Source organism: Ruania zhangjianzhongii (assembly GCF_008000995.1).
GTDB lineage: Bacteria > Actinomycetota > Actinomycetes > Actinomycetales > Beutenbergiaceae > Ruania > Ruania zhangjianzhongii.
In genome coordinates, this window is the sequence record NZ_CP042828.1 from 380,207 (window position 1) to 392,552 (window position 12,346).

Below are 12,346 nucleotides of genomic sequence, written 5' to 3' on the forward strand. Positions count from 1 at the left end.
CCGGGCGTGGCGAGCCACGGCCACGGTGGCAGGCGCCGCCGACTGGGCCACTGGGCCTCCGCCGTCGGCATCGGCCACAGCGGAAGGCGCCGCCGACTGGGCCACTGGGCCTCCGCCGTCGCCATCGGCCACAGCGGAAGGCGCCGCCGACTGGGCCACTGGGCCTCCGCCGTCGCCATCGACCACACCGGAAGGCGCCGCCGACGAGACCAGGTGACCCAGCTGCCCCAGCAGCGGCATCGACCGGCCGGTCACCGTCCAGCCGGCGCCGGATGCGGTGTGCACCGGCTCGGCAGCGCTGAGCACGCGCTGCAGCGGCGGAAAATGTGCCCACCCCATCGGCTCCGGCCCACGCACAGGTGCAGCGACCGGAGGCGCGGAGGCGGCCTCCCGTACCGGGCGTCGCTGCCAGGGCCAGCGCATCAGACCTCCTGTGTCATCCGCCGGTTGATCGTGGCGATCTCGTGCACATAGCGCTGCCGCTGCCCGTGCTCCAGATCGAGAATGTCGTGCTGCGGCCAGTGGAAGTGATAGGCGACGTACGCGACCTCCTCGTACAGCCGCTCGGGTGCGTACGTCACGATTCCCCCAGGCGACCGTCCGAGAGGTCGAGGGTGAACCGGTGCGCACAGGACGGGCAGCTGACCGCCGCCCTGGCGTGCCCTTCGGTGTTCACCCGCCGGTACAGGTCCTGCAGGAAGGCGACGTCCGAGGCGAACATGTTCTCCACCACTGAGGAGGTCACCGAACCCAAGGTGCCGAGCGAGGTGATCACCCGGCCGAGCAGCACCACCGTCGTGTAGGCCGCGTTCTCCTGCACCCGCGCGTCATACAGCGGGAGCAGCTCGTCGCGCGCGGTGGCCAGGCGCATCGTGCCCTCGCGGTGCACGGTGCCGTGGGAGTCCTGGTAGCCGCGCGGGAGCACGAAGTCGAACTCGGTGCGCAGTTCGGCCTGCGCCGCCGACGCGCCCGGCTGCTCGGTGGCAGCGGGCGCGTCGACCAGCTCTGGGGGTGAGCCGCGTCGCATCAGCTGAACTCCATCTCATCCCAGCAGACCGTGAACGCCTCCACCAGCGGGTCGGTCGAGCCGGCCTTCAGCGAGCCGGAGACCTCCACGTCCTTCACCCAGCAGTTCCGATAGGAGAGCTTCTTCACCACGGAGTTGTCCGAGGCGAAGATCGTCACCTCGGCCGTCTTCCGAGAGGCGCCGAGCTTGCCGCCCATCACCTCCTTGAGCCAGTCGGTGACGGTCTTCGAGTCGGTCAGGCCACGCTTGACCGTGAACTCGCCGGGCTTCTGCCGGCCCATCATCTGCCGGGTGATGAATTTCCCGTCCTTGGCCTGCTGCTGGAAGGCGATCTTGTCCACCTCCGTCTTCAGCCCGGCGACCTCCATCACGTACGGCACCTCGACGCCGTCGATCGTCACGCTGAACCCGTAGCCCGCGGCGAGGTCCATGGCATCTGGCAATGGCATTGTCTGTTCACATCCTTCTCATCGCTGGGGGGACTACTCGTTCACCAGGCTGGCGCCGCCGGAGAACTGCGCGAGCTGGAAGATCACGAACTCGGCCGGCTTCACCGGGGCGACACCGATCTGGCAGGTGACCTGTCCGGCGTCGATGGCTTCGGCCGGGTTCGTCTCCCGGTCGCACTTGACGTAGAACGCCTCGTCCGGGGTGAGCCCGAACAGGGCGCCTTTGCGCCACTCGTTCACCAGGAACGCGGCGATGGTGCGCCGGATCCGGGACCAGAGGGCGTCGTCGTTCGGCTCGAACACCACCCACTGGGTGCCGATCAGGATCGACTCCTCCAGGTAGTTGAACAGCCGCCGCACGTTCAAGTACCGCCAGGCCGGGTCGCTGGACAGGGTGCGGGCACCCCAGACCCGGATGCCGCGGCCGGGGAAGGAGCGCACGCAGTTGATCCCCACCGGGTTCAGCAGGTCCTGCTCGGCGCGGGTGATCGAGGTCTGCAGCGAGATCGCTCCGCGGACCACCTCGTTCGCCGGCGCCTTGTGCACCCCGCGGGTGTCGTCGTTACGGGCCCAGACCCCGGCCATGTGACCGGACGGCGGCACAAAGCTGTTGGTGCCGCTGGCCGGGTCGAACACCTTGACGTAGGGCCAGTACAGGGCGGCGTACTTGGAGTCATACCCGGCGCCGTCCACCCGCCACTCCTTGATCTGCTGGGCGTTCAGGTTCGGTGGCGGGTCCAGGATCGCCATCCGGTCGCCCATCAGCTCGCAGTGCGCGATCATCGCCAGCTGCACGGCCTGGACCGCCTCCAGATCGATCGCGCCCTGCTCGTAGGCGGCCATCAGATCTGGCACGGCGAGCATGGTGACGTCCTCGATGGCCTCCAGGCCGGCGAAGCCTGTGCGCGCGGCCGCATCACCGACGTAGTCGTCGGTGCCCAGGCGCTGCGGGGTGGGCGGCTCACGCTCCGGTTCGGGGGCGACCAGCTCCACCTCGCCCTTGGTCGGCTTCATCACCGCGCTGCCCTGGGCTACCTGCTCGATGGTGATCAGCTTGGACTCCTGGCTCACCTTGGTGGCGACGTTGTCCGCGCCCTTCTTGGTGGTGACACCGTCGAAGGTCTCGGTCGGCTTACCGTCCACCTTGATCACCAGCTTGAACTTGTCCTCGCTGGCCTTCTCCTCCTCAGTGGCCTCCACGGCAACCGAGATCTTCTTGGTGCCCGAGTCCTTGGCGGTGATTGCGAACCCGGAGACGTCGGCCTTGGCGGGACCGGAGATCTGTTTGCGGGAGCCGCGCTTGCCCTCACCGTTCTCGGCGCCGATCCGCACGATGTAGCTGTTGCCGCCACCGTTCAGGAAGTAGCCGTAGACGGCGTGGGCCAAGTAGGACTGCGGGACGAACTCGCCGAAGGTCTCGGCGAACTGGGTCCAGTTCGACACCAGGGTGGGCGTGTTCACGGGTCCCTTCTCCGCGAGCCCGACGAATGCTGCGACGGCAGTGCCCACGCCTTCGATCGGGCGACTTCCCGCCTCGACCTCCTCGACGTAGACACCGGGCGATAGGTAGGTCGGCATTTCCTCTCCTCACACGGCATCAAGCTGGTGGACGTCAGCCTGGCGCGGCCACGTGGCGGAGGTCAGGAGCCTGAGGACGGTAACGGGGGAAGGGGTTCTGGTACGAACGGGCAACCAAGGGCGGGTGATGTGGGCGGGCCAGCCCTCCGGCTTTTCCCCGCGAGTGGTCAGTTGCGCAGGGTGTGGCGGTGCGCAACCCTGCGGGAGCGCCCACTCGCGAATTGGGGGCTCAGTCTTCCTCGAGCTCCTCACCGGCCGGTTCGACGGCGGAGCGTGCGATGGTCTCGGAGCCCTCGCCCAGGTCCTCCTCCTCGGCGGGCTGGAGCTCGGCGCTCGGGGTGCGCTGCGCGGCGGGGTCGGGGGTGCGCTGCGCGGCGGGGTCGGGGGTGCGCTGCGCCGGGCTCGGTGCCGTGGCCGTGGCCGGGTTGGCCGGGTTGGCCGGGTTGGCCGTGCTCGCGGCGGTGCCGGTGGTGCCGTGCGGGGCTGGCTGGGACATCACCGTGTGGGCGTTGCGCTCGGCCTCCTGCTCGAACCGGTCGGACGGATCGGAGACTTTGATTCCGCCCCCGACCTCGGTGCCGGCCACCGGGCCGCTGCGCTGCTGCACCACATGGGTGAGCTCGTGCGCCAGCACGGTCCGACCATGCTCGGAGTCCGGGCTATAACCGCTGGACCCGAACACGATGTCCTCGCCGACGGTGTAGGCATGGGCCTGCACCGACTTGGCCGACTCGCTCGCGGCTCCGCCGGTGTGCACCCGAACGTCGGAGAAGTCCTGACCCATCCGTGCCTCCATCTCCGTGCGCACCGGCTCGGCCAGCGGGCTGCCGGTGGAGGAACCGAGCAGATCGAGCACGGGGGAGCGTTGCGGCTGGTCACCGGTGATCAACTCCTCAGTGGCGGCATTGCCGGCGGTGCGCTGCAGGTCGAGCAGCCCGTCAGCGCCCAGCACGTCCGCGCGTCGGTCGGTGATTCCCGCGCTCACCGGTCCGGTGGCGGGGCGCTGATGAGGATGCCCGCCGAGGCTCGGCTGCCGGGTGGGCTGCGACTGTTGGTCGCGGCGCTCGGGATGGTCGTGGTGGGTTGACTGCATAGTGGCTCCCGACTGGTCGGACCCGCCGCCGGGGCGGGCAGTCCTTGGGTCAGAGTGGCACCTGCCGGGCGGGCCGAGCCCCTGCCGTGGGTACGCCCTTCGGGCCACGCCCGTTGCCCGATCGGGCGGACTCGGCGGCTGCCGCCCTGCTCCGCGACTGGACTCAATCCGTTGCCCAGGTTCGACGTGGGCAACGGATTGTGGCCAGTCAGCGGGTGGGGTGGACGGCTATGAGTGGGTCAACCTCGCCAGCCGCGGGAGCGGAGAGCCCGACCAAGGTGCTCGTTGATCACGTTCCGCCGGTTCGGCCAGTGGTACTTGCTGATCCGGAGGTGGATCCAGTCCTCGTCGTGCAGCTCCTGCTGCCGGGTCAGATCTCGACCGAATTGGACTGGGTCGGTGCGGTGCTGGTCGCCGTCATACTCCACGAGCACCTTGTACTCGAAGTACACCAAGTCTCCGAACCCGATGAGCTGCGCCTGGGAGTCGAAGATCTTAGGGTTCACCTGAGGTTCCGGGTAGCCCGCGTCCACGATCTCAAGGCGGAGTTCGGTCTCGCGCGGCGAGTCGGTGCCGGCACGAACGTCACGAAGCGCCGCTTGCACCTTGCGTTGCCCTCGCTGGCCCCGGTTGCCTTGGACGCGGCGGCGAAGTGTGTCCATCGTGCTGATCGGATACTGCCGGCGGACGAGGCTGTCACCTAGGATGATCAACTCTCGGACGCTGAGGTCCGCGGCGAGTTGGAGCCACGTACTCACGGGATCGATCGCGCGCAGTCCGCCTGCGATGCAGAGGAATGAGTCCCCCAGCAGCGTGACTTGGTGACCGATGATGCCTGCACCGCGCGGTGCGCGTCCGGGTGCGAGCACCGCCACGTGCAGATCGTTGCCCTCCAGCCGTCGCGGGAGGGTCAGCCGATGGATGCGAGCGGCGGTGCCATGGCAGTAGAACTGGTCCGCGTCCATCCGTACCTGCCGAGCGTCGCACAGGTCGAGAAAGGTCGGTTCGGTGCCGGCCGGCGTGCGCACGCCGGGAAAGGGCGAGTCCAGGTCGGAGGCACGAAGTCGTTGCTCTGTGACTCCGGCCGCCTGTGCGTCCTGCACGCTGAACGGCCTACCGCGCAGGCGATAGGGAAGCGGACCAGGTGCAGCCATGTGTGCCAGTGTCGCGGTTCGGGCGACGACTCGGATCGTTCCTGTGGACAGCTGCTCACGGCGCCCGCGACTGGACGAGATCCGTTGCCCAGGTTCGACTTGGGCAACGGATTGTGGCCACTCGGCGAACGAGGGGGCGCGGGCGCCCAGGGGTGGGGCTGGGGCGGGTCGGTGAGGGTGGGGAGAGAGTTACGCCTGGAGCAGGGGCCAGTAGTCGCCGAACTCCTCGGCCAGGGTCAGCCGCCCGAGTTTGCGGTACTCCCGCTGCACGGCGGTGACCAGGTGCCGCATCTGAAGCGGGCCACCGTCCTCGGCGGCGAAGTAGGCCGCGCTGACCGCCGCCGCCCGGATCGCGCCGCCGCTGAGCGTGAACGAGCGTGCGCAGAAGTCCAGGTCCAGGTCCTCGGCACGCGGCAGTACCGATCCCAGGCACCGGTCCCAGAGCAGTCGGCGGTGCGCCACGTCCGGCAGCGGGAAGTCCACCACCACGTCCAGGCGCCGGGTGAATGCGTCGTCGATGTTCGCCCGCAGGTTGGTGGCCAGCAGCACTAGCCCGTCGAAGGATTCCAGCCGCTGCAGCAGATAGGCACTCTCGATGTTCGCGTACCGGTCGTGGGCGTCCTTGACCTCCGACCGCTTGCCGAAGATCGAGTCCGCCTCGTCGAAGAGCAGCACCGCGTTCACTCCCTGCGCTGCGGTGAAGATCTGCTCCAGGTTCTTCTCCGTCTCCCCGATGTACTTGTCCACCACCGTGGCCAGGTCCACCACGTACAGGTCCAGGCCCAGATCGGTGGCGAGGACCTCCGCCGACATCGTCTTCCCGGTTCCGGAATCCCCGGCCAGCAGCGCTGCGACCCCATGCCCGCGGCCGCCGCCGGGCCGCATCCGCCAGTCGCCGAGCACCCGTTCCCGGTGCCGAGCGCGCAGCGCGATCTCGGCCAGCCCGGTGATGATCGGCTTCGGCAGCACCAGGTCCGGCCAGCCGACCGCCGGGCTGATCCGCCGCGCCAGCCGCTCCAGGGCGGTGCCATTCTCCGCGCGGGCACCGGCGCGCAGGTGCTCGGCGCCGACCTGCCCGACTCCGTCAGCAGCTGCCTGTGCCCGCGCGGTGCGCGCTGCCCGGTACACCTGCTCCGGCCGCAGCCGGAACTGCGACGTCACGCCCTCCGTCCCACCCCGGCCCTCCGTCCCACCCCGGCCCTCCGTCCCACCCCGGCCGTCCGCCCCGCTCAAGCCATCGCCCGCTCCGAGACTGTCACCCCCGCTCGGGCCATTGCCCGCCCCCAGCGCGGCAGCCCAGAGCGCCTCCCGCTCGGCCACAGTCGACGCCGGCACGCCCAGCCGCAGCGGGATCCGCCGACTCCACTGCGGATCCCAGGTCTCGGTGCCGACCAGGACCACCGGCAGGTCCGGCCCGAGCAGATCGATCAGCCCCGGCTCGGCGAGCAGCCCGTGCACCGGACCCAGCACCAGCCCCGCCCCGGCGAGCCGCGCCTCCCGCACCAGCAGCTCCAGCACCGTCCGCAGCTGCACCGGATCCACCCTGCCCGGCTGGGCCGGATCCACCCTGCCCGGCTGCGCCGGATCGACCCCGCCCGGCAGCACCGCGTTCACCACATCCCGCCCGTGCTCGCCCAGCGCCCGCGCCGCCAACAGCCGCGCCGAGGAGGTCGCCTCCTCGCGCAGGTACACCAGAGACTCACCCGCGCGCAGCGCCCGCACCAGCGGCGACGGGTCACCCCAGGCGATCGACGGCAGCTCCTCGATCAGGTGCGCCACCTGTGGGTGTGGAGTGTCGTCGCCGAGCAGGTGAGCCACCACCCGGTCCGGCACCTGCAGGGACCGCGAGGCCAGCGGACGGTCGGTATCGGTCAGCTCCACCAACCCGGCGGCCACCAGCGGCCCGCGGGTGATCCGCGCCCGGTCCACCCCCGACGCCAGAGACAGCCCGCACAGCTCGAACGCCGCAGCGGCACCGGGCCGGCGGCGGGTGACGTCGTCGTTCAGGTAGCCCAGCAGGGCCTCGAACCGCGGGTCCAGCTCCGGCGCCAGCGCCGTGACCAGGAGGTCCAGGTCCACCTCGTCCACCCCGCAGCTCGCGCGCAGCGCCGCCAGCCGGGACCCTTCTCGCGCCACCAGCCCGAGCGAACCGGCAGCCACCACGCCGCGCGCTCCGGAGAGCAGATGGTCCACCTGCTCCTCGCTCACGTACAGACCGCGGTAGGGGTCGTCCGGCTGGGGGTCCACGGCCCGTCGCCGGGCCACCAGGTCCCGGATCCGGCTCTCGACGGCGGACAGCCGGTCGAGCAGGTCGCTCACCTTGGTCTCGGTGCGCCCACCCGGGCCCATCCCAGTCTCACCGCTGCCACTTGCCGCTCGGCCATCCCCGGTCTCCCGACCAGCCGCCGTCCTCCGGCCGACCACGCTCATGTCGACCTCGGCGCACGAGCTCGCCCGCGCGCCCGCGCCTTGCCACCTCCGGACCCCGGTGAGGCGGACTCCGCCACCCGGGCTGCGCCGTCGCCGGCAGGAGGAGGCGGCCGGTGCACAGTGCGCCGTGGATCGGTGGAACCGGTGGTGGTGGCCTCGGTGATCACCCCGAGGCCGTCGGCCGCCAGCGGTCCCACCGCGCGCGTCTCGGCCACCAGCGGGGCGGTGATCACCAGGTCGACCGACGGTTTCAGCTGCCCACCCAGCGAGGACCAGACGTCGGCAAAGCCGCGATCCTCCGGCGGCGGCAGCCCCACGGTCATCAGCGGCTGCGGTCGGGCAGCGGCGAGCGTGCCGCCCAGCCGGTCCGTGGGCAGCGCCTGGTACCGGCCGAGGGTGAGCAGCAGCGTGTCCAGCAGCCGGTGCTCGTCCTCCGGACGCTGCGTCCACGCCGTCACCAGGTAGGAGAGCTTGAACAGTCGGGGCGGTGGCTGCCGGCCGGTCACCTGACCGTCATGAGTCTTCGCGAACAGTCCGCGTTCGCGCCAGCGCAGGTCCTCCCGGATGTCGTACAGATACAGGTTCACTGTGGGGGCGTTGCGCCGGGCCGCCCAGTCGGTGGTCGGGGCCTCGAACACCACCTCGACGTCCGACCCGGCCAAGGCCTCCTCGGCCACGATCGTGCGCAGCAGGTCGTCGATCTCCGGGATCACGTCAGCTCCGTCCCAGGAAGTTCGGCGGTGCCACGCTCTGCGGAACCACGAGCATCGTCGGCGGTGCCTCCAGGCCGAACACGGTGCCGGCCACCGAGGTCACCTGCAGGTCCCGACTGCCGAGCTGGTCGCCGTCGATGATCAGCACCGGGGCACGCAGGGTACCGTCCTCGCTGGCTGCCAGCGTGCGATGGGCAGCGGTGATGCCCTCGGACCAGCGCACGGTGATCTCCGCATCCGGCGGCAGATCGACCCCGTAGAGCAGGGTCACCTCGCCCGGTTCGGCCACTGCGGGCAGCAGTCGCAGCTCGGCCTGCACCGCCTCGAACGAGGCCGAGTCGGTGTTGTTCTGCGGTCGGGCATCGCGGGTGGTGCTGGTCGCGCTCGCGGTCATCTCGATCTGCCCGACGGCGGTAGGTTGCGCCACGAGGGTCACCTCCACCTGGCCTCCGCGCGGCAGGGTGCCGAGATCGCAGGCGCCGGTCAGCGGACAGGAACCGGCGTCCAGGAGGAGGACCCCGGTGGGCAGGGCGGTGCTCAGCTGCACCCCGCGGGCCGGAGCAGTGCCGCGGTTGGTGACGGTGATCTGGGCGGGTAGGCCGGTACCGCCCAGCCACGCCCGGTCGGCCTCCAGGCTGATCTGGACCTGCACATCCGCTACGGGTCCAGGCTGGCCGGCCGGCGCCCCGGGCTCGCCGGGCCGATCGGTGGGACCGTCCCGGGGATCGCTCGGGTCATCGGGTGGAGCGGTCACGGTGAACGTGCGCGCGGCGCTGTCGTTGCCGGCCTCGGTGTCGATCGAGTTGGTGGCCACGGTGGCGGTGACCCTGGCCTCGCCCGGGTCGGCGAAGGTCACCGGGATGACCAGCTCCACATCGGCGCCGGCGGCGATCGGGCCGGGGAGCTCGCAGGTGAGGGTGCGGCCGTCCGCGGTGCATTCATCGGGCGGCGTACCGGGCTGCGCACCTCGCGGGAGGGTGATGGCGGCGAACGCGTCCCGCGCAGGGGAGGGGCCATTGTTCGCAATGGTCACCGTCACCGGGGTGGACGTGCCGGTGCTGAACCGGCCGCTGGCGGCCGGGATGGTCACGGCCACGTCGCTCCAGGGCTCGAACTCCGGGCGGGCGAGGTCGGTGGGGACGTCTGCGGCCTGGAACATTGTGGCTCGCTCGCCAGTAGCCAGCGTCACTGCGGCGATCTCGTCGACGAAGTCGCTGTTGCCGACTGCCGCGGCGATCCGCGCGCCGTCCGGGGACCACGCCGGGGAGTTCGCGGGTGGGCCGTCCGGCCCGTCCGGGATGAAGGCGTCCACGCCCGTGAGCGCGGCGATCGGTAACGGCACGTTGGCGTCCGGGTCCTGGGCGAGTGCGGTGCTGGCCTCGGCCAGGGTCAGTACCGCGATCCCGATCCCGCCGGAGGCGTAGTACCCGAACGCCACCCGGTCACCGCCGGGGGACCAGGCCGGCTCGAACCCCTGGACCGGGCCCTGGCAGAAGTCGCCACCGAAGCCGGGCCAGCAGACGCTGCCGTCCTCGGGCAGGGTCAGTGCGTGCGGGATGCCGGTGGTCAGCGGCAGGTACTGCAGCACCGGAGCATCGTCCCCGGGGCCCTGCCAGCCGTAGATCAGCGCGTCGCCGTCCGGGGACCAGGTGGGGCTGGTCATCCGGCCGGAGAGATAGTCCGTCTCGTCCGATCCGGCGCTGCTGGCCAGCCAGGCCGGGTCGAACGGTGAGGTGATGGCGTCGGTCGCGGGGTCCAGCAGCATGATCCGGCCGAGCTCTGCGCCGTCGTTCGCGGCCACCATCCGCACGAATGCGACCTGGGTGCCGTCCGGGGACCACACTGGTTCGGTGGCGGAGACCCGGTCGGCCCCGGTGAAGTCGGCCGGCAGCGCGCCGGGGGCGTCCTCGACCACCCGCAGGTGGACCAGGTCGCCGGACTCGCCGAGATCCGGCTGCCGGGTACCCACCACATCGGCGATCACCAGGCGCTGGTCGTCGGTGTAGCCGTACTGGATGTCGGCGCTGCGGGTGAAGACTGCGCGGCTGCCGTCGGCGGAGTAGTCGATGCTGTCCTCGGTGGCAAGCAGCGGGCCCAGACCGGAGTCGGATCCGGCGATCGGATCGACCTCGTCCAGCACACTGGCGGCGAGCACCCGGTAGGCGGCAGCTGCGGGTTCGCCGGGCTCGGTGGTCACCGACTGGACGAGGTCGAGACTCTCGGTGTTGGTGGTCTCGACCGAGGGGTCGCCGGGGCGCTCCATGCTGAACGCGATCCGCTCGCTCGACCCAGTCGGCGGGGCAGCGACCACCATTGTCGCGGTCGCGATGTTCTCGGCGCTGTCTGGGTCCGGGGACGCCGAGGTGACGGTCGCGGAAACCGTGCCGGCTCCTGGGGAATCGAGCGTTAGGTCGATCTCGAGGGTGGCGGTCTCACCCGCGGCGATCGGGTCGAGCGCACAGGTGGTCACCTGCGCCACCGGCTCGCTGCACCCGGCCGGTACCGCATCGACAGTGGTCGATGCGGGCACCTCGAGCTGGACCTGACCCTGCCGAGACGGCGACGGACCCGCATTGGTGACCTCCGCCGTCGCCGTGATCGTTGTTCCGGCGGTGGGATTGCTGGGCAGGTTCAGCGTGATGCCGAGGTCGCTGTAGGGCTGAGAGGCGAGACCGAGCAGGGCGGTGTCATTGTCCTCGTAGACGGTCGCCGTCTCTGCGCCGGTGGCGATGCGGAAGATCTGCGACGACTGGTCCGCCGTCGCGTACAGCGCAGAGCCGTCCGGGTCCCAGGCGAGGTCCTGCAGCGGCGGGAGCTCGATGTCGGTATCGATCGGCTCGGCGCCCTCGGCGAGCACCAGATCGTTAGAACCCGCAGGTGGGAGATCCTCCGGGAGGGTGAGCTGCCAGGCGCCACTGGAGGACTCGGGAGCGACGGCCACGATGCTCGGATCCGGGGACCAGGCGGCGGTCCGTGCCTCGATCGGGACATTGCACGGGTCGTCGCCGCCGCAGCCCTCCTCGGACACGGTGACATGGTGCACGGTGTCGGTATCGAGGTGGTAGTACCAGAGAGAGCCGGTGCTGGAAGTGTCCGGGTCGGTGGGTCCGAAGGCATCCATCGGCTGCTCCCCGACGTTCCCGGTGACGAGCAGGCCGGAGCCGTCCGGAGACCAGGTAGGCGCCGCGGCCCAGCGCGAGTCCGTGTGGGTCACGGCGGGGCCGGCCGGGAGCGGGAGCTCGGTGAGGGTGCCCGAGTCCCAGTCGAGGATCTGCACCTGCGGTCCGTCCGCGCCGCGTTCACCCTCGGCGGGGTACTCCCGGACGAACGCGAGGTGCTGCCCGTCCGGTGACCAGGCCGGCTGGTAGTCCGCGGCGCCGGTGAGCGTCGGGTAGTCGAGCGCCCGGACGTCGCTCACGCCGGGGCCTTCGGCGGCGGGCAGGACATCCCCGATCATCAGGTGCCACTCAGCGCCGGCCGACTGCTGCGCGCTGAACACGATCTGGCTGCCGTTGGGGGAGAACGCCGGTTGGGTGGAGCTCAGCGCCTCGTCGTCGTCTCCGGCCGGTGCGATGACCGGAGTGTCAGTCCGTTCGAGTGCGTCATCCTCGTCCTCGACAAAGGCGTACAGGTCATAGTCCGGCTCATCCGCGCTCGGGGCAAAGGTGACTCCTGCTACCAGCCACGGCGTCTGCGTCTGCGGCGGGTCCAGTGCCAGCTGCGGCTGCACCGGCAGCATCGGCTCCGGCGCGGCGACGGCGGGCGTCGCGAGCATGGGCACCACCAGGGTGAAGGCCGCCACAGCGGGCAGCCCGGCGCCGGCTCTGCTCACGTTCACTCCTCCCCGGCCACGTCGTCATTGGTGGCCCACCCTGGTGCCCGCGCGCGAAGCGTGGCAGCAG

The 12,346-nt window shown here is 70.8% G+C and carries 9 protein-coding genes; all 9 read right to left on the bottom strand.

Going from position 1 to position 12,346, the window contains the following annotated elements; all coding sequences use genetic code 11:
* Positions 1-422 precede the first annotated feature (422 nt).
* Entirely contained in the window at positions 423-581 is a 159-nt protein-coding gene (locus FU260_RS23450; RefSeq protein ID WP_168211607.1) for a DUF6760 family protein, read from the bottom strand.
* Positions 578-1,027, bottom strand: a complete 450-nt coding sequence (locus tag FU260_RS01970) for a hypothetical protein (protein WP_147915538.1) — start codon at positions 1,025-1,027, stop codon at positions 578-580. The genes FU260_RS23450 and FU260_RS01970 overlap by 4 nt, the downstream gene beginning before the upstream one ends.
* Positions 1,027-1,476, bottom strand: coding sequence for a phage tail protein (locus tag FU260_RS01975; protein WP_147915539.1), 450 nt, complete (start codon positions 1,474-1,476; stop codon positions 1,027-1,029). Before FU260_RS01975 ends, FU260_RS01970 begins: the two co-directional genes overlap by 1 nt.
* Before the next feature lie 33 nt (positions 1,477-1,509).
* Complete coding sequence (locus tag FU260_RS01980; protein ID WP_147915540.1) at positions 1,510-3,054, bottom strand: phage tail sheath family protein; 1,545 nt, start codon at positions 3,052-3,054, stop codon at positions 1,510-1,512.
* Between the two features lie 229 nt (positions 3,055-3,283).
* Entirely contained in the window at positions 3,284-4,147 is an 864-nt protein-coding gene (locus tag FU260_RS01985) for an eCIS core domain-containing protein (protein ID WP_147915541.1), read from the bottom strand.
* A 239-nt stretch (positions 4,148-4,386) separates the two neighbouring features.
* Positions 4,387-5,301, bottom strand: coding sequence for a hypothetical protein (locus FU260_RS01990; protein WP_147915542.1), 915 nt, complete (start codon positions 5,299-5,301; stop codon positions 4,387-4,389).
* 189 nt (positions 5,302-5,490) lie between these two features.
* Positions 5,491-7,620, bottom strand: a complete 2,130-nt coding sequence (locus tag FU260_RS01995) for an ATP-binding protein (RefSeq protein WP_244951263.1) — start codon at positions 7,618-7,620, stop codon at positions 5,491-5,493.
* A gap of 107 nt (positions 7,621-7,727) precedes the next feature.
* Complete coding sequence (locus FU260_RS02000) at positions 7,728-8,444, bottom strand: Pvc16 family protein (protein WP_147915544.1); 717 nt, start codon at positions 8,442-8,444, stop codon at positions 7,728-7,730.
* Between the two features lies 1 nt (position 8,445).
* The gene (locus tag FU260_RS02005; protein ID WP_147915545.1) at positions 8,446-12,276 is read right to left on the bottom strand and encodes a DUF11 domain-containing protein; all 3,831 of its coding nucleotides are present in this window, start codon (positions 12,274-12,276) and stop codon (positions 8,446-8,448) included.
* Positions 12,277-12,346: the final 70 nt, after the last annotated feature.